At 71.1% G+C, this 17,758-nt stretch carries 17 protein-coding genes and 1 pseudogene; 6 read left to right on the forward strand and 12 right to left on the reverse strand.

Features of this window, described 5'->3' with window-relative positions:
- Positions 1-29: 29 nt before the first annotated feature.
- The 10 genes and pseudogenes from ACFY32_RS16175 to ACFY32_RS16220 form a co-directional block, all read right to left on the reverse strand.
- Positions 30-383 carry a UBP-type zinc finger domain-containing protein gene (locus tag ACFY32_RS16175; RefSeq protein WP_359199114.1) on the reverse strand — a complete coding sequence of 118 codons (354 nt, stop codon included), beginning with the start codon at positions 381-383 and terminating at the stop codon, positions 30-32.
- Positions 380-1,828 (reverse strand): ATP-binding protein, encoded by a 1,449-nt coding sequence (locus tag ACFY32_RS16180; protein WP_390674526.1) that lies wholly within the window; start codon positions 1,826-1,828, stop codon positions 380-382. The genes ACFY32_RS16175 and ACFY32_RS16180 overlap by 4 nt, the downstream gene beginning before the upstream one ends.
- Before the next feature lie 11 nt (positions 1,829-1,839).
- Positions 1,840-3,513 carry an FAD-dependent oxidoreductase gene (locus ACFY32_RS16185; protein ID WP_390674496.1) on the reverse strand — a complete coding sequence of 558 codons (1,674 nt, stop codon included), beginning with the start codon at positions 3,511-3,513 and terminating at the stop codon, positions 1,840-1,842.
- 266 nt (positions 3,514-3,779) lie between these two features.
- Positions 3,780-4,196 carry a Dabb family protein gene (locus ACFY32_RS16190; protein WP_390674497.1) on the reverse strand — a complete coding sequence of 139 codons (417 nt, stop codon included), beginning with the start codon at positions 4,194-4,196 and terminating at the stop codon, positions 3,780-3,782.
- Between the two features lie 79 nt (positions 4,197-4,275).
- On the reverse strand, positions 4,276-4,422 hold the full coding sequence (locus tag ACFY32_RS16195) for a hypothetical protein (protein ID WP_359199105.1): 147 nt from the start codon (positions 4,420-4,422) through the stop codon (positions 4,276-4,278).
- 312 nt (positions 4,423-4,734) lie between these two features.
- A pseudogene (locus tag ACFY32_RS16200) lies at positions 4,735-4,922 on the reverse strand (IS701 family transposase); the annotation flags it as partial.
- Positions 4,923-5,178: 256 nt separating this feature from the next.
- Positions 5,179-5,547 carry an STAS domain-containing protein gene (locus ACFY32_RS16205; protein WP_359199103.1) on the reverse strand — a complete coding sequence of 123 codons (369 nt, stop codon included), beginning with the start codon at positions 5,545-5,547 and terminating at the stop codon, positions 5,179-5,181.
- Positions 5,544-6,932 (reverse strand): SpoIIE family protein phosphatase, encoded by a 1,389-nt coding sequence (locus tag ACFY32_RS16210; RefSeq protein ID WP_359199100.1) that lies wholly within the window; start codon positions 6,930-6,932, stop codon positions 5,544-5,546. The genes ACFY32_RS16205 and ACFY32_RS16210 overlap by 4 nt, the downstream gene beginning before the upstream one ends.
- Positions 6,933-7,152: 220 nt before the next feature.
- Positions 7,153-8,025, reverse strand: coding sequence for an SDR family NAD(P)-dependent oxidoreductase (locus tag ACFY32_RS16215; RefSeq protein ID WP_390674498.1), 873 nt, complete (start codon positions 8,023-8,025; stop codon positions 7,153-7,155).
- On the reverse strand, positions 7,968-8,816 hold the full coding sequence (locus tag ACFY32_RS16220; protein ID WP_390674499.1) for an AfsA-related hotdog domain-containing protein: 849 nt from the start codon (positions 8,814-8,816) through the stop codon (positions 7,968-7,970). The genes ACFY32_RS16215 and ACFY32_RS16220 overlap by 58 nt, the downstream gene beginning before the upstream one ends.
- Positions 8,817-9,058: 242 nt before the next feature.
- Here ACFY32_RS16220 and ACFY32_RS16225 point away from each other — a divergent pair, with 242 nt between their 5' ends.
- From ACFY32_RS16225 to ACFY32_RS16245, 5 genes are all read left to right on the forward strand, one after another.
- The gene (locus ACFY32_RS16225) at positions 9,059-11,014 is read left to right on the forward strand and encodes an acyl-CoA dehydrogenase (RefSeq protein ID WP_390674500.1); all 1,956 of its coding nucleotides are present in this window, start codon (positions 9,059-9,061) and stop codon (positions 11,012-11,014) included.
- Positions 11,015-11,058: 44 nt separating this feature from the next.
- A complete protein-coding gene (locus ACFY32_RS16230) occupies positions 11,059-12,090 on the forward strand; it encodes a 3-oxoacyl-ACP synthase III family protein (RefSeq protein WP_390674501.1) in 1,032 nt (343 codons plus the stop codon).
- A gap of 75 nt (positions 12,091-12,165) precedes the next feature.
- Positions 12,166-13,257: a beta-ketoacyl-ACP synthase III gene (locus ACFY32_RS16235; protein ID WP_390674502.1), complete on the forward strand. Its 1,092-nt coding sequence runs from the start codon at positions 12,166-12,168 to the stop codon at positions 13,255-13,257.
- The gene (locus ACFY32_RS16240; RefSeq protein ID WP_359199083.1) at positions 13,250-13,489 is read left to right on the forward strand and encodes an acyl carrier protein; all 240 of its coding nucleotides are present in this window, start codon (positions 13,250-13,252) and stop codon (positions 13,487-13,489) included. Before ACFY32_RS16235 ends, ACFY32_RS16240 begins: the two co-directional genes overlap by 8 nt.
- A complete protein-coding gene (locus ACFY32_RS16245; protein WP_390674503.1) occupies positions 13,486-14,715 on the forward strand; it encodes a beta-ketoacyl-[acyl-carrier-protein] synthase family protein in 1,230 nt (409 codons plus the stop codon). The genes ACFY32_RS16240 and ACFY32_RS16245 overlap by 4 nt, the downstream gene beginning before the upstream one ends.
- 56 nt (positions 14,716-14,771) lie before the next feature.
- On the opposite strand, the gene ACFY32_RS16250 is transcribed toward ACFY32_RS16245, so the two are convergent.
- Positions 14,772-15,170 carry a response regulator transcription factor gene (locus tag ACFY32_RS16250; RefSeq protein WP_390674504.1) on the reverse strand — a complete coding sequence of 133 codons (399 nt, stop codon included), beginning with the start codon at positions 15,168-15,170 and terminating at the stop codon, positions 14,772-14,774.
- Between the two features lie 467 nt (positions 15,171-15,637).
- Here ACFY32_RS16250 and ACFY32_RS16255 point away from each other — a divergent pair, with 467 nt between their 5' ends.
- Entirely contained in the window at positions 15,638-16,504 is an 867-nt protein-coding gene (locus ACFY32_RS16255) for a universal stress protein (RefSeq protein WP_359199074.1), read from the forward strand.
- A gap of 1 nt (position 16,505) precedes the next feature.
- On the opposite strand, the gene ACFY32_RS16260 is transcribed toward ACFY32_RS16255, so the two are convergent.
- Complete coding sequence (locus ACFY32_RS16260; protein ID WP_359199072.1) at positions 16,506-17,741, reverse strand: DUF4032 domain-containing protein; 1,236 nt, start codon at positions 17,739-17,741, stop codon at positions 16,506-16,508.
- Positions 17,742-17,758: the final 17 nt, after the last annotated feature.

Raw genomic sequence — 17,758 nt, forward strand, 5'->3', positions numbered from 1 at the left:
ACCGACAGTCCCCCGGGGACAACGGCCCGTCAGCGGTGCAGCGAGCGCGCCCAGTCCGCCGGTACCCGCCCGGCCGGTCCGGGCGCCGGCTGGTCCGCGGGGTGGCTGGCGGGCGGGGCCAGGCCGGGGCCCGACTCGCGGAGCGTGTCCGTCGCGTAGTCCCAGAACCAGTCCTCGCCGGGTTCGTAACTCTGCACCACGGGGTGCCCGGTGGCCCGGTAGTGCCCGGTGGCGTGCCGGCCGGGCGAGCTGTCGCAGCAGCCCACGTGCCCGCAGGCCGCGCAGCGCCGCAGATGGAACCACCAGCCGCCGCCCGCCTCGCACTCGGCGCAGCCCGCGCCGCTCGGCGGGACGGCGGGGTCGATTCCGGTGTCGTCGGTCATGCGGACTCCTCGGTCGGTTCGGTGTCGGGGGCCGCCGCGGTGAGCGGCAGCAGGACCTGGAAGCGGGTGTCGCCGGGCTCGGATTCCACCCGGAGCGTGCCGTGGTGCTTGTGGACCACGATCCGCCAGGAGATGTCCAAGCCGAGCCCGGTGCCCTCGCCCACCGGCTTGGTGGTGAAGAACGGGTCGAAGATACGGTCCCGGATCTCCGGCGGCACCCCGGTGCCGGTGTCGCGGAACTCCACCAGCAGCCGGTCGTGGTCCCGGGCGGTCCGCACGGTCAGCGTCCCCTCCCCGCCGGCCGCGTTCACCGCCGCGACCGCGTTGTCGATCAGGTTGGTCCACACCTGGTTCAGCTCCGCCGGGTACGCCGGGACGCCCGGGAGCGTGCGGTCGTACTCCTTGACGACCTTGATCCGGGGGCCGATCTTCCCGGACAGCATCAGCAGGGTGCTGTCGAGGAGTTCGTGGACGTCGGCGAGCCGGTAGGGCGCGCGGTCGAGCTGGGAGTACTGCTTGGCGGCGTTCACCAGGTGCGAGACGCGGGCGGTGGAGTCGGCGATCTCGTCCATCAGCAGCTCGGTCTCGACCGTGTAGTTGAGCCAGCCGACCGCGCCGGGCAGGATCTCCTCGTCCACCGCCGCCGCGACCTGGTCCAGCCACTCGGTGTCCAGGCCCGCCTGCACGAAGGTCGGGGCGAGCTGCCAGCCCTGCTCGATGCCGTGGTCCGCCAGCCAGTCGGCGAGCGCGTCCTCGCGGTCGGCGGCCTGGAGCGGGCTGAGCGAGGGCGCCTTGGCGACCCGTTCGGCCGTGCGCTCCTGTATCTCGATCAGCCCGGCCAGCGCGTCCCGGGAGAACGGCCCCTCGGCGATCACGGCGAGCTTGTGCCGCATCTTCGCCACCCGCTCCCGCAGGCTCGCGGTGGCCCGGACGGCGGCGGCGGCCGGGTTGTTCAGCTCGTGCGTCAGCCCGGCGCTGAGCGAGCCGAGGGCCAGCAGCCGCTCCCGCTGCCCGACGGCCCGCTGGGTGTTCTTCGACCCGAAGAACAGCCCCTCCAGCAGGTGCACCGCCATCGGGAACCACTCCTGCATGATGCCGGCGAAGGTGTCCGCGGGCAGTACGAAGAACCGCGTCGGCTCGGTCACCCGCATCGAGTTGTTGTACCGCTGCGGCACCCGCTCCCCGAGGTACGCCTGCATCGCCCCCGCGTACACCCCGCGCTGCGAGGTGCGGTTGACCTCGACGTCGTCCCCGCCGACCCGGCGGGAGAGCACGACCGTGCCGTCCAGCATCACGTAGAAGCAGGTGGCGGGCTCGCCCTCGGTGTAGACCGGGCCGGGCTCGAACAGCTCCACCCGCCCCTCGGCGCACAGCCGTCCCAACTGCTCCGTGCTGAGCTTCTCGAACAGGAACAGCGCCCCGATCTCGCCGGGGCTGCACGGCATCGGACGGCCGCTCACGACTGCTCCAGATACCGGTGGACGAGCATGACGGCCATGGCACCCTCTCCTACGGCGGACGCGACCCGCTTGGCGGACTCCGCGCGGGCGTCGCCCGCCACGAACACGCCCGGGACGCTGGTCTCCAGGTGGTACGGCGGCCGGTCGAGGTCCCAGCCCGCCGGCGGCCGCCCGTCGGTCGTCAGGTCGGGCCCGGCCAGGATGAACCCGCGCTCGTCCCGCGCCACCGTGCCGTCCAGCCAGTCGGTCAGCGGGGCCGCGCCGATGAACACGAACAGCCACTGGGCGTCGACCAGTTCGCTGTGCCCGCTCCCGATGTCGCGCAGGGTGAGCTGCTCCAGGCGGCCGTCGCCGTGCGCGGCCTCCACGACGGTGCCGCAGCGCACCACGATGTTGGGGGTGTCCTCGATCTGCTGGATCAGGTAGTGCGACATCGACGCGGCCAGCGACGCTCCGCGTACCAGCAGCGTCACCGTCTTCGCGCCCCGCGCCAGGTACATCGCCGCCTGTCCGGCGGAGTTGGCGCCGCCCACGATGTACACGTCGTGGCCCTGGCAGGACGCCGCCTCGGTGAGCGCGGAGCCGTAGAACACGCCGCAGCCGGTGAGGTCCCCGCAGCCGGGCGCGTCGAGCTGCCGGTAGGACACGCCGGTCGCCAGCAGCACGCTGTGCGCGGCGATCGCCGAACCGTCGGAGAAACGGACCGTGCGCGCCGCCCCGTTGACCTCCAGGCCGGTCACCTCCCGCGCGGTGAGGATCTCGGCGCCGAACTTCGCCGCCTGCCGCCGGGCCCGGTCGGTGAGCTGGGCGCCGGACACGCCGTCGGGGAAGCCGAGGTAGTTCTCGATCCGGCTGCTCTGCCCGGCCTGCCCGCCGGTCGCCGACCGCTCCACCAGGACCGTCCGCAGCCCCTCCGACGCCCCGTACACGGCCGCGCCCAGCCCGGCCGGGCCGCCGCCGATCACCACCAGGTCGTAGAAGTCGGCCGCCGGGGTCGTCGCCAGGCCGACGTGCGCTGCCAGGTCGGGGGCCTCGGGCTCGACCAGCGGCGTCCCGTCGGCGGTGATCACCACCGGCAGCCGTTGCCCGTCCTGCCCGGCGGCGGCCAGCAGCCGCCCGCCCTCCGGTTCGTCGGACGAGTACCAGCGGTAGGGCACCTGGTTGCGGGCGAGGAACTCCCGTACCCACGAGGAGCGCGCCGAGAAGCGGTGCCCGACCACCTTGGTGCTGGGCACCGGCCTGTGGTCGCCGGCCCGCCACGCCGCCAGCAGGTCGTCCAGGACCGGGTAGAGCTTCTCCTCCGGCGGGTCCCACGGCTTGAGCAGGTAGTGGTCGAGGTCGACCACATTGATCGCGTCGATGGCCGCGTCGGTGTCCGCGTACGCGGTCAGCAGCACCCGGCGGGCGCCCGGGTAGACGTCCATGGCCTGTTCGAGGAACTCGATGCCGTTCATCCGGGGCATCCGGTAGTCGGCGAGGATCACCGCCACTTGGTCGCCGCGCAGCTTCAGTTCGCGCAGCGCCTGGAGCGCGGACTCGCCGGATTCCGCGCGCACGATCCGGTACGCGGCGCCGTAGCGCCGTCGCAGGTCGCGGGCGACGGCCCGGGACACCCCGGGGTCGTCGTCCACGGTCATGATTACATCTACGCTAGCTCTGGAAGGCGCCATACGACGACCCTAACGGCGTAGAGATGGGCAGGCCGTACGAGCTGATCGACGGCCGCGCGCGCCCGGTCTCGCGGGAGGCCGGCCCCGTCGAAGCGCGGCATCGTCAGCCGCGACGGCGTGCCGTTCGAAGCAGGCTGCCTACGACGTGGCGCTGGACTGCCTCTCCCGGGCACCGGATGAGGTGCCCCGCACCCGTGCACTGATCGGTGCCGGGGGAAGGCGCCCGCGGAGTGCGGGCTCCTTCCGGTGGTCGGGGTGGGTGGCGGTCAGGCGCCGTGCGGGCCGGGGGCGGCGCTGCCGAGGTACTCCGGGAGGTCGGAGACGAGGTCGGCCACGTCGGGGATCTCGTCGTAGCGGCGCTGGTGCAGGTCGGCGATCTTCGTGCCGATCTCCGGGTCGGCGTCGTCGGTGATGTCGAACGAGGCGAACTTGTCGACGAGCGGCAGCCCGATCCGGTCGGTGTGGAGGTGGGCGGGGTGGATGAGGTAGTCCCAGTAGCCGTCGATGTCCTTGATGGCGTAGGTGGCTCCCCACTCGTACTCGCCGCCGAAGTCACGGCCGACGACGAAAGACTCCACGGACGGGATGACCCGGCCCTGGTTGCGCAAGCTCTCCAGGGCCTCCTTGAGCTGCTCGGGGGCGACGCCTGGCTTGACGGTGAAGCGGATGCCGTGGTGAATCATCGGTCTTTCCCTTCTCTGTGGTTAATCACTCACTCTTCAGATCGAAAAATCGGCCACCGCGATTGGTGCCGTCCGCTGCTCAGTGACACGGCAGGAACAGCACTACGTCCGAGGCGGCCAGCGGCGCGAGAGCGGCCCAGCGAACGGCGCCGCCGAGCTGGACACGGGCCGCGGCCGCACCGTCGTTGAAGCTGTCGTGGACGAGGGCGGAGCAGTGTTCCACCACCGCCGTGAACGGTGCGGTTGACTAAGTCATCATGTGAGTAATAGACCACTCGCACTTATGCTTGTCAAGCACCCCTGATCACGCCAGGCGCTGGGGCTCCTCACGACGGCGAAGCGGCTGAAGTTGTGGTCCGCGGGCCATGTCCTGCCGGGGGTCTACCAGTTGCTGCCTGAGCTCCGGGTCGCTGGGGCAAGGCCGACGGAGGCGACGAGGTGGCCGGCGACCGGGAAGGTGCTGCCGTCGCCGCCCATGATCAGGATGCGGGCTCCGGTCCTGACCCGACCCCGACATCGACGCCAGGACTTTCGAAAGAGGGCCCGCGTGGTCGGCTCCTCCGCCAGCGTCCAGCCGTTCTTCCGTTGCGGCGGAGCGATCGGGCCCCGCCTATGAGCCGATGCGGACTCCCGCGGCTCCGACCTGCTGAAGCGGTGCACGAACGGCCCACGCAGCGCTTCCAGTTCGCCCGCCCACAACCTGACATCAGCAAGGTCCCCACCCACGGCCGCACCAACGACCGAGCTGGCCACCAGCCACCACAAGCACCGTCGCAGTACGAACCCGGCGGGGAAAGGCGGCATCAGGTGTGCTGTACGCCGCGGCCCGACGTGCAGCGCCCGGCGGAGCGGATGAGCGCGCGTCGCGACCGGTACGTTGGTCGCGACGCGCGCTTGGCCACGTCTCCGTGCCCCGCGGGAGGGAAGGCCGGGCCGTGCAGTGCCAGCCAGATGGTGGCGCCGCCCTGGCGAGTGCGGGGTTTCAGGTGGTGGTGCGGTTGCTCGGGCGTGCGGCAAGCGCGGCGTGGGCGCTGGGGAAGGTGGGCAGGAAGGTGTCCATCCCGGTGACGCTGAGCAGGCGGTTCAGCCGGTCGGGGATGGCCGCCAGGGTCAGCGAGCCGTCGGCGTCCTTGGCGCAGCGCCAGATGCCGACGAGGGCACCCAGCCCTGAGGAGTCGCAGAAGGTGACGCCCGCCAGGTCGGCGACCAGGTCCGGGTGTCCGGCCGCGATGAGTTCCAGGGCGCGGGCCCGCACGGCGGGTACGGTGGTGATGTCGAATTCCCCGGACAGTGCGATCACGGCGAGGGCGCCGTCGGTGTGCGGGACATCGATGTGGAATGCGTCGGTCATGGGCGTCGGTTCTCCTGCCCGACGGAGACGTCGGCGGTCGGGGCGGCGGCGCTGTGAGCGGTGGTGGTGATACCTGCGGGAGCGGCATCGAGCGTGGGGACCGACAGGGCCAGCAGTGCCACGTCGTCGCGTTCGGTGTCGGGGAGGGTGTCCAGGAGCGCGACGGTGTCGTCGATCAGGGAACCGGCCCTGACCGGCGTCGGCCGGTGGGCCAGGAAGTCGAGCAGGCCCGTGTCGGCGAGCATGTGGCCATCGGCGGTGCGTGCCTCGGTCAGGCCGTCGGTGTAGAGCAGCAGTCCCTCGCCGGGTGCCAGGTGCAGGGTGCGTGAGGCGAAGGCGGCTTCGGCGATCGCGCCGACCAGCATGCCGCCCTTGGCGCGGGCCGCCTCCACTCGTACACCGCCTTCCTCGGCGGGGCTCAGGTGGTAGGCGGGCGGATGGCCGCCGGTGGCCAGCGTGACCGTGAAACCGCCGTCCGGGGCGGGATCGAGCAGACCGAAGATGGCGGTGCAGAAGCGCGTCCCCACCGCCGCGTCCAGCAGCAGCGCCGTGTTCAGGGCATTCAGCGCGGCCGTCGGGTCCGCGTCGACGAGAGCCGCGGCCCGCAGCGTGTAGCGGATCAGTGAGGTGACCGAGGCAGCTTCGGCGCCCTTGCCGCACACATCGCCCAGGAAGAACGCCCACCGGTCACCACCGACGGGGAAGACGTCGTAGAAGTCGCCGCCCACCTCCTGCGGGGAGGCGGTCTTGTAGTGGCAGGCCAGCTCCAGCCCGGGTACCGCAGGCAGCGCGGGAGGCACCAGAGTGCGCTGCAGGGTGGAGGCGAACGCGGCGATGGCCGCCTTGTCCCGCTCCGCGCGCTGCCGCGCCTCTTCCTCCGCCTGGCGCTTGTCCTGCTCGACCTTGCGGCGCTCCTGCTCGGCGCGCACCACGTGCAACGCGGACAGCCGCAGCTCAAGCTGGTCGCGCACCACCGCCGCCAGGTCCGCGAGCGTGGCCGAATCCTCCTCGCTGATCTCGCGGGGGCGGGTGTCGAGGACGTTGACCGTGCCCAGCCGGTACCCGTCGGCGGTGATGATCGGAGCGGCCGCGTAGAACCGCACCCCCATCGGGCCGGCGACCAGCGGGTTGGAACAGGCGACCGGGTCCAGCAGGGTGTCGGGGATGATCGTGGTGTCATCGGTCAGGACCGCCGAGGCGCACAGCCCCGGATCGCGGCCGATCTCGGTGACGCCTTCCAGGCCGTGTGTGGCCTTGAACCAGATCCGGTCCTCGTCCACGATCGTCACCGTTGCCACCGGCACCTCGAACAGGCGTGCCGCCAGCGCTGCGACTCGGTCGTAGGCGCCGTCCGGAGGGGTGTCGAGAATGTCGTAACGGCGCACCGCCGCCAGCCGTGCCGCCTCGGCCGACGCGGCCAGAGGTTCCTTCGGTGTTATCGCAGGCGGACTCGCTTGCTCCGGCATAACCCTCGTCTCGTTCATCCCCCCCGGGAGGTGCCTACCAGACAGTCGGCACCCAGGCACTGTACCGAAGTGCCTCAACGCGCCCGACCCGACGAAGCCGGAGACACGGAAAGCTCCCCATGGGGCGGTGCAATGCCTCTCAGCGCAGGCTGATCCGGCCGACCGGAACGAGGTCGACGAGGCCGGGGCCGCCTTCGTACGCGGACAGTCCGCCGTCGACGACGAGCACCTGACCGGTGATGAACTGGGAGGCGTCGCAGGCCAGGAAGACCGCCGGGCCCGTCACGTCCTCCACAGTGCCCCAGCGGCGGGCGGGCACGCTGTGGGTGAGGGTGTCGGCGAGTCCTTCCACCACCGTGAACGGTTCGGTGAGGTCGGTGGTGATCCAACCCGGCGCGAGGGCGTTCACCCGTACACCATCGGTGGCCCATTCGGTGGCGAGGGTCCGGGTGAGGGAGATCATGGCTGCCTTGGACACGGCGTAGTGGGAAATCATCGGGACACCGTTGATCCCGGCGACGGAGGCCATGTTGATGACCGATCCCTTGCCCTGGGCGGACAGGACGGGTCCCGCTGCCCTGCAGACGGCCGCGGTGGCATGAAAGTTGAGATCGACTGTCTCCTGCCAGTCCTCCTGTGTGAGTGCGAGGAAGGGGCCGGCCGCGCCGATGGCTCCAGCGTTGTTGACCACGATGTCGAGACCGCCCCCCCAGGCGACCGTTTCGGCGACGATCCGCTCCGGTGTGCCCGGGGAGGTGATGTCGGCCTCGAGTACCAGCGCCTGTGTGCCCAGCGCTGTGATCTCCCGCGCGAGTGCGGCAAGGTCCCTGCCGCTCCGCGCGGTGATGGCGGTGCGGGCGCCTGCAGCGGTGAGACCGAGCGCCACGGCCCGTCCGATGCCACGCGATGCTCCTGTCACCAGGGCGACCCTGCCCGTGAGGTCGAAGCTGTTCGTCATGGTGATGCCGTCCGTTCCGATGCTGTGGTTGGCTGCCGGGCCGGGCCCGGACATGGGGTGGCGCCCTCGACGCCGGCCGCGCGGTCAAGAGCTCCGGCTTCCTGCGAGCGCTCGATCTCGGAGATCCGGGCGGAGGAGAACGCGTTGAGCGCAAAGAGCCCGACAGCCGTCTCCCGGTGGGCCTGGCACAGCGTCACCTCGGCCGTCATCGGTACGCGGTGCGTCGAGGCGCCGCCGGTGACCCGCAGTGCGGCGTGCAGACGAGCGGTGATGGGGAAGGTGAAGTGGCTGAAGGAGAAGCTGCAGCCGTGCATGACGCCGATCCAGTCGTCAGCCCCGTCGGCGGGCAAGCACCGCGGGACGGCTGCGGTGACCAGTTGAATCATCGCCTCGATGATCAGCATGCCCGGGACGTGACGTTGCCCGATGGTGTGGTCCAGGATCATTTCGGTGCCGTCGGGAACAGCAAGCCCGGCGTCGAAGGCCATGGTGCCGGTTGACGTCTGATGATCTCGGCCGTCTGCGCGCAGCGGGTCGGTGATGAGTACGTTGCGGGGATCGTGTTTGAGCACACGGGCGGCGTCGACACCCGCTTCCGGTGCTCCCTCCAGGTGGAGCAGGGCGGCGCGGGGCGAGTGCGCGATCGAGGTGGCGAGGTCCTGCCACTGCTGGGGTGAGATGCCGAAGCCGGGCCGTACCCGCGCCGCAGTGGTCCGACCGCTGAGCAGTCGCTCGACGGTCACGGTCGTCGCATGCGAGCGCGAGGCGGCGAAGTCCGGCCCGACGACCCACAGCACCGGCGGAAGTGCCGGATCACGTGCCGCATCTGATGTGTGTTCACCCATGGACCTGTCCTAGTGTCATGCGAAGCAGATGCCGGACGGGAGCACGAGGACGCGCGCAGGCTGGTGCGCCGTCTGCTGCCGTGCGGTGCTCATCACCGTCACGGGACCTCCATGGTCGCCTCCTGGGGACGAGCGCGCCATCACCTCCTCGGGTTAACCCCCATGGGCGGGTGGCACTCACGAAAGTCCCGGCAGACACTGGGTCGAATCCGGCAACTTGACTCAGAACAAGGGACTATGACGTGTCCTCAGACGTTTCCGCGTTGCGTGATTTCGTCTTCGGCGGGTACGACGCCGGGCTCCACGACGAGTTGACGCGGTTATTCGCCTCGCTCGCGGAGCGGAACACCCAGGCCGGCCGCGCGACCGGTCCGGTCCGGCACCGCAAGGTGTACGCGGACCTGCGCTCGGCCGGTGCCGTACTGGGACCCGGCAGTGCGCTGCTGTCGCAGCCGCAGCGGCTGTTCGCCGCCGAGGCGTGGGCCGCGATGGCCGACCCCGCGCTGGCGGTCCCGATGTTTGTGCACTATTGCATGGCTGTCGGGGCGGTCGCACCGCTGCGCAGGTCCGGCCGCAGCTTCGTGGAGGAGGAGTTGGGCCGGCTCGACCGTCTGGAGACTGTCGGCCTGATCCTGATCACCGAGGTGGGGCACGGCAGCAGTCATGCTGCGCTGCGCACCGAGGCGGTCTGGGACCGGTCGCAGCGTTGTTTCCGATTGAACACCCCCGACGATTCCGCACAGAAGTTCATGGCGGCCGTGTCGGCGGCGGGCGTCGCCAAAACGGGTGTGGTGTACGCACGCGTTCTCACGGAGGGCAGAGATCACGGAGTCTTCCCATTCCTGGTGCCGCTCCGTGACAGAGAGGGCCTCAAGCCCGGGGTCCGCGTGACGGCGCTGCCTGAGGTGCTGGGTGCGCCGCTGGACTACTCACTGGTGGCGTTCGACCAGGTGGTACTGCCGTTCGCCAGTGTTCTGACCGAGGACTTGTCGCTGGCGCCCGACGGCGAACTGGTGGACCCGCTGGGCGACAGCCAGGAACGGCTGGTGCGGTCGATGCACACCGCGCCCGGGGCGTGGAGCTCGGCGGCCACCATGGTGGCCGCCGCCACCCGGGCCGCTGTGGCCGTTTCCCTGACGTACGCGGGGCAGCGGCGGACGTCAGGGCGGCTTGCCCCGGGTGCTCTGGTACTGGAGTACCGCAATCAGCAGCAGGCGCTGCTGGAGGCCCTCGCGACAGCCTACGCGGTTACCGTCCTGGCGAACGAGACCGTCGCCGCCCGAGACCGGGAACTGCCCGGTGGAGAAGATGTCCGAGCTGTGCCGCCCGCGCCCCCGGCGGAGGTGTCCGCTTCCCCTTGGGTCGCGGTCGACCGCAGGCTTTCCCTCATCAAGGCATCCGTCTGCTGGGAGGGCGCCGGGGCCATCGACGACTGTGTGCGAGTGGGCGGCGCCCATGCGCAGCTCATAGCCAATCGTCTCACCTCGTACTCCGCTCTGGCGCGTCTGTTCAACGCCGGAGGCGGCGACAGCGGTCTCATCGCCGTCGACGCGGCGCGGGCGCTGGCGTCCGTGGATTGCCGACCGGTGATCTCCGGCGTCGTGCCGACGTGCCCGCCGGCGGATCTGCTCGACGTGCGGGGCTGGGCGTCGCTGGCCAGGGCCAGGGAGAACGCCTTGCAACAAGCTCTGCACGGCGAACTGGCCAGGGGTCCCGCACCCGGTGCGCCTGAGTACTTCGCGTTCTGGAACGACCGTATTCCAGCGGGCCTCGAACTGACGTCGGCGCATACCCACCGCCTGACCCTGGAGGCTTTCGCGAACGCGATCAGTGACCTGTCCGATGAGCGAGCCCGCGCGGCTGTCACACCGCTCTGCGCGCTCTACGCGCTGCGTTCCGTCCGGGAGCACGCTGGCTGGTACGTGGCACGGCGCTGGCTGACGCCGGCCGACCTGGACCACCTTGCCGGCCGGCTCAACGAACTGTATGACCTGATCCTCCCCGCACTGCCGGCTCTGGTCGAGGCCTTTGCCATTCCGCAGACCATCCTCGGGGCTCCGATGTCGGCACCTGGCTATGTGGAAGCCCTCAGCGGGCCCGGCCTCCGCGGGGGGACCGGCGACATGCTCCCGCCCTGCCCCGACTGCGAGCAGCCCCAGGAGCCAGCGGGGCACATCTGTTTCACCATCGCGTTCTGAAACGCGGGCCGGTCGTCCCCTGAATGCGTAAGGAGATCACCCCTGTGGCAACGCAGCCCGTTCCCATCGGTGTCCTGGGCACCGGCGCTCATCTTCCACCGGTCGTCGTCACGAACGAGGAGATCGCCGCGTCCGCGGGTACCAGTGCCCGGTGGATCGAGGAGCGCACCGGAGTGAGGCGACGACACCGGGTCCTCCCGGGACAGGCCTCTTCGGACCTGGCAGCCGAGGCGATCCGGGCCGCCGTGGCGCAGGCGGGCCTGGACGTGGCGGACCTGGACCTGATCGTGCTGGCCACATCCACCCCCGATGAACTCGGACCATCCACGGCCTGCCGGGTCCAGGCCCTGCTCGGCGCGGTCCAGGCGGTGGCTTTCGATGTGTCGGCCGCGTGCTCGGGCTGGCTGTTCGCGGCCCGCGTGGCCGTGGACTGGCTGCGCGCCGAGACGGGTGTCCGGTACGCGGCCGTGGTCGGGGTCGAGGCATACTCCCCGTTCATCGATCCGTCCGACCGGGCGACCGCCGTTCTGTTCGGCGACGGCGCTGCCGCGACCGTGCTCGGCCCGGTCCGCGACGGCGGGTTCGGCCGGATCAGGCTGGGGTCCGATGGCACCCGTGCCGACCAGGTGCTGATTCCGGCGGGAGGCAGCCGCATCCCGGCGACTGAGCAGACTGTGGCGGGCAAGGACCACCGCATCCGAATGCAGGGACGTCAACTGGCGTCCTTCGTCGGCGATGTGATTCCCCGGCTCATCAGCATGGCGCTCGAGGACGCCGACCTCACCTTGTCCGACATCGACCTGGTGGTGGCGCACCAGCCCAATCCCGCGCTGCTACGGGAAGTGGCTCAGCGATGCCGGATACCGCCCGGTCAGCTCGTGGTCGCCGGCCGTGACGTGGGAAACATCGGGGCCGCCTCCATGCCGTTCGCGCTGGTCCACGCGACCGAAAGGGGCCCTTTCGCACCAGGGACGCGGATTCTCGCTCTCGCTTTCGGTGCCGGTCTCACCTGGGGCAGCACCGTCCTCACCTGGGCAGCGCCCGCCGACCTGCCGGGAATCCCGCCAGGTGCCTGACCGCACCGCAGCGTGAGTGGTTCGCTCTGCCCTCGGCGTTTGCGGGGCAGGGCCCGAGTACGAAGGACCGACCCCATGACACTGCCCGCACCACCCTGCCGGGCCGAGCCGCCCGGCCCGGCAAGCACCGCAGCGGTGATCACCGGCCTGGGTGGCTGCTTGCCACCGACGAAGATCACCAATGGCCAACTCGTCCGCGAGGGCCTGGACACCTCCGACGAGTGGATACGCACGCGCACCGGTATCCGCACCCGCCACCGCGCGGGACCTGGTGTGAGCACCGCCGACCTCGCCGTCGCCGCCGGACGTGCCGCGCTGCATTCGGCGAGCCGCACGCAGACCGGTATCGTCCTGGTGGCGACCACCACCCCCGACCGGCTCTGCCCGGCCACCGGGCCGGAGGTCGCCACTCGCCTGGGCCTCACCGGCACACCCGCGTTCGACATCTCCGCGGTCTGCTCGGGCTTCCTCTACGCGGCGAATGTCGCCTCGGCGCTGCTGACCTCCGGTGCCTTCGACAGCGCCCTGGTCATCGGTGCGGAGACCTACTCCACCATCATCGACCCGCGTGATCGCAACACCGCCGTCATCTTCGGCGACGGGGCGGGCGCCGTATGCCTGGAACGGGGCAGCGCCGCCGATCCCGGCGCGTTCCTCCGGTTCGACCTCGGCAGTGACGGTGCCCGCAGTGACCTCATCGCGATCGCCGACGGCGGTTCGCGCAGCCCCCACCGCGGGGAACCGCCGCCGGCGGACCGTTTCTTCCGCATGCGGGGACCCGAGGTCTACAAACAGGCGGTGCTGCGGATGACCTCCTCCGCGCGAACCGTCCTCGCGCTCGCCGAGTGGCCCCTCCCGGCCGTGGAGGCGTTCATAGGACACCAGGCGAACCAGCGCATCCTCGACGCTGTCGCCCAGCGCCTGCGCGTGCCACCGGAGCGGTGCCATGGCAACCTGCGGCACGTCGGCAACACCGCCGCCGCCTCCATCCCCCTCGCGATGGCCGACGCGGCCGCCCGACATGTGGTGGAGCCCGGTGCGCGCACTCTGCTCACCGCCTTCGGTGGCGGTCTCACCTGGGCCTCCGCCGCCATGACCTGGCCCGCCGCCGCCACCACCTACCTGCTGCCCGAACGCCGGCCACCCCAAGGAGATCACCATGAGTGACGTCTACGATCACCTCGTATCTCTGCTCAGCAGCGAGTTCGGGGCGGACACCGAAACCATTCGCCCCGACGCCACCCTCACCGAACTCGGACTCGATTCCCTCGCCGTAGCGGAGCTGCTCGTCGCTCTCGAAGAGCGTTGGGGAGTCGCCCTCGACGACAGCGTCAACGGGCACGATCTCACCGTCGCGGGTGTCACCGAACTCATGGCCGGGCACCGGGCCGACTCATGAGCGCGGCCCGCGCCACGTTGGCGGTGACCGGCATCGGACTGGTCACCCCGGCCGGGATCGGCCGCGACGCCACCTGGCAGAAGGTGTGCGCGGGCGAGCCGACCGCCGACCACGACCCCGCCCTCGCCGGACTGCCCGTCGACATCTCATGCCGCGTCACCGGCTTCGAGCCGACCCTCCACTTGTCCGGCGTCACCGCGCGCCGCCTCGACCGGTACAGCCAATTCGCTCTCGCGGCCGCTCGGGAGGCGGTCGCCGACGCCGGACTCGACCCCGGGTCCTGGGGCAGCGGCCGTATCGCGGTGGTGCTCGGCAGTGCCGCAGGCGGGATCACGGCCCTGGAGCAGCAGCACGCCCGCCTGCTCGCGCATGGTCCGGGCCGCGTCTCGCCGCTCACGCTCCCCCTGTTCCTGCCCAATATGGCAGCCGGTTGTCTCGCGATCGACCTGAACGTCCACGGCCCCGTCGTCCACACCGGTACGGCCTGTTCCTCGGGCGCCACCGCGATCGCGGTGGCCACGGACCTGCTCCGGGCAGGCACCTGCGACATCGCGATCGCCGGAGGCTCGGATGCCATGATCACCCCGCTCTGCGCCGTCGCGTTCCACCGACTGGGAGCCCTGTCCCGCCGCACGGACGACCCCCGGTCGGCCTCGCGGCCCTTCGATGTCGACCGGGACGGCTTCGTACTCGGGGAAGGGGCCGGGGTGCTCATCCTGGAACGGCAGGAAGACGCCCGCCGTCGCGGGGCCAGGGCGCATGCCATGCTGGTGGGCCACGGCGCCTCTGCGGACGCGCATCACCTGGTGAGGCCCGACCCCTCCGGGGCGGGCGTCGTCCGCGCCCTGCGCAGCGCGCTGACCGATGCCGGCATCCGGCCCGAAGAGGTCGACCATGTCAATGCCCACGGGACCAGCACCCCCCTGAACGACATCACCGAAGCTCAGGCGCTGGGGCGCGTTCTGGGCCCTCGCAGCGCCGTGACGTCCACCAAGGGCGTGACCGGCCATCTGATGGGAGCCGCGGGCGCCGTCGAAGCCGCGATCACCGCCCTCTCCCTGAGTCACCAGATGATCCCGCCGACGGCGAATCTGCGGACCATCCAGCCGGGCATCGCCAACGACATCGTCCGCCGAAGCGCCCGGAACGTGGCTCTGCGTGTCGCGGTCAGCACGTCACTTGGATTCGGCGGGCACAACACCGCGCTCGTCCTGCGGCAGGCGTGAAGCGTTCTGGCAGGTCACTCAAGCGGCCGTCACGGCTGCGAACGCCCGATCACGCCTCAGCACCCCGCATCGTCCTGGCCCGTGGTCCATGTCGGCGCGGTGCCCGAGCCGGAGAGCCGCAGGACGACAGCCACTGCCGCGTTGACACGGGTGTCGACGCTCAGTTTGCGATAGATCGATCGCAGATGGGCCTTGATGGTGTTCTCGGAGAGTGACAGCCGCCTGGCGATGACCCGGTTGGAGTGCCCCTCCGCCAGCAAGCGGGCGACCCGCGTCTCTTGCGGTGTGAGTCTCCCGTCCGACACCTGAAGGGCGAGTCCCGGACTCCCTTCAAGGCGACGGCACAACTGGGCAAGGCTCTTCCGTATCTCCTTGAGCTCGTCCTCGAAGGAGGCCAGGATCAGGAGGACCTCGTTGTTCTGGCTCCCGGCGTCACGCTCCGGCCTCACATCCATATCGGCAGCCTCACATGCGTGGTCTCGGCACTGCCGGCCGACGGTCTCCGGGTGGCCTCCTCCAACCGTTCGGCGGTGGCCTGTTCCTCGGTCCACTCAGCCTCCTCGACAGTGGCAACCGGGTGTCCTCCGGCCAAGGGGTCCGTCGGCTGCCGACCGCGATCCCCGGGCCTGTTCGGTACCTGGGTTCGAAATGTGCGCCGAGGGGAGGGTGCTCGGAAAAGGGGACCGTCATGCCGTCGGGCACCAGTCCCTGTGTTGCATACGTTGTATCCATCAGTGGCGGGGGAGGAAGTGACCGGCGAAGCGCAAGACGGAACTCGCCGCCCTGGCCGCCGAGACGGGCCTGGCCATCACGGCCTGCCACATGCCGCCGGAAGCGGATCTCCGCCCCCGCGGGCCGATCACATCGCTGACGTGGGGAAGACTGGTGCCGACGTACGGCATCCGGACTCAGGAGGAACCGCATGACGCGCCCGATCACGGCAGGGGTGGACGGATCGGAGGAGAGCCTCGCGGCACTGGCCTGGGCGGCCAGGGAGGCGGTCCGGCTCGGGACACCGCTGCGGGTGGTGCACGCCTGGCGGTTCGAGCCACGGCCCGAGGCGGAGGACCGGGACACCCAGGAGCGGTGGGTACGGGAGTCGGTGACCCAGGCGGTGACGGCCGTCACCGGACGCCACGCGGGTCTGGACGTGTCCACCGAGGTGCTGGAGGGCGACGACGTCGACACCCTGCTCGCCGCGGCGGCCGACGCGGGGACGCTGGTGCTGGGCTCGCGCGGGCACGGCCCCGTCGTCGGCTTCCTGCTCGGCTCCGTCGGACAGCAGGTGATCGCCGCCGCCACGCGGCCGGTGGTGCTGGTCCGCGCCGGGAACCGGTCCTCGGACGAGGTGGCCGGGCACGAGATCGTGGTGGGCCAGCAGGGCGAGCCGGAGGACAGCGCCGACGTGCTGCGGTTCGCGTTCGAGGCCGCCGCCGCCCGGGGCGCCGCCGTCCGCGCGGTGCGGGCCTGGACCCTGCCGCCGCTGTTCGCCTACAGCCCGGCCTCGCTGAAGCTGCTGGACGACGCCGGGGGCCTGGAGCCGTACGAGCGGCAGGCGCTGGAGGCGGCGCTCGCACCGTGGCGGGACCGCTTCCCGGACGTGCACGTGGTGGAGCACGTGGAGATGGGCAGCGCCGGGCAGGTGCTGCTGTCGGTGGCCGGGCGCGCCCAGTTGATGGTCGTCGGGCGCCGCGCCCGCCGTACGGCCGTCGGCGCCCGGATCGGTTCGGTGGCCCACGGGGTGCTGCACCACGCGGGCTGCCCGGTGGCGGTGGTGCCGCACGCCTGAGTCACTCCGCCGGGATCGGCTGGAGCGTCTCGCGGGCCTTGGGCAGGACGTGGTCGACGTAGTCCTGGACGGCGGTGTCCAGGCCGATGTCGTGCTGGGCCCGCTCGGACAGGTACCAGCGGTGCTCCAGCAGTTCGTGGTAGATCTCCGCCGGGTCCATGGTGCCGCGCAGCTCGCGCGGCACCGCCCGCACGGTCGGCCGGAACACCTCCCGCACCCAGCGGTGGGCGAGCACCTCCGGGCGGGCGCCCAGGGGGTCGTCGGGGTCGTAGTCGTCCTGGGTGGCCATCCAGGACTCCAGGTCGTTCAGCAGCCGCCGCGCCTGGTTCTCCTCGGCGTCCAGGCCGGTCAGCCGGAGCAGTTGCCGCTGGTGGTGCCCGGCGTCGACGACCTTGGGCACGAAGGTGACCGTGTCGCCGTTGGAGGCGTGCTCGATCTGCATCTCGGCGACGTCGAAGCCGAGGTCGTTGAGCCGGCGTATCCGGCGTTCTATGTAGTGGTACTTGCCCGCCGGGTAGACGGAGGTGCGGGTCAGCTCCCGCCACAGGTCCCGGTAGCGGGCGCAGATCTCCGTGCCGAACTCGATGGCGTCGACGGACGGGTGGAGCCCCCCGGACGCCTCCAGGTCGAGCAGCTCGCCGCTGATGTTGACGCGGGCCAGGTCGAGGTCGTAGTCGCGCTGCCCGTCGCTGAGCCTGGCGTGCAGTTCGCCGGTCTCGGCGTCCACCAGGTAGGCGGCGTAGGCGCCCGCGTCCCGGCGGAACAGGGTGTTGGACAGCGAGCAGTCGCCCCACGCGAACCCGGCCAGGTGCAGCCGTACCAGCAGCACCGCGAGGGCGTCCATCAGCCGGTGCATGGTCGCCGGGCGCAGCGTGGTCTCGAACATCGACCGGTACGGCATGGACCCGCCGAGGTGCCGGGTGATCAGCACCGGCTCCAGCGGCTCGCCCGCCTCGTCGGTCCGGCCGGTGACCACGCCCAGGGCGTCCACCGCCGGGATGCCCAGCCGGTCCAGGTCGCGCAGCAGTTCGTACTCGCGCAGTGCGGGTCGTTCGGCCAGTTCCTTGACGGCGATCACCTCGTCGCCGGCCCGGGAGTAGCGGACCACGTGCCGGGAGATGCCGCGGGGGAGCGGCACGAGGTACTTCTCGGGCCACTCCTCCAGCGGCAGGTGCCAGGGCAGTTCGAGCAGGAGCGCGGGGTGCTCCGGGTTGGTGGCGCTGATGTGCAAGGCCATGGTCCCGACTTTAGAGG

The organism is Streptomyces sp. NPDC000134 (assembly GCF_042899225.1).
GTDB lineage: Bacteria > Actinomycetota > Actinomycetes > Streptomycetales > Streptomycetaceae > Streptomyces.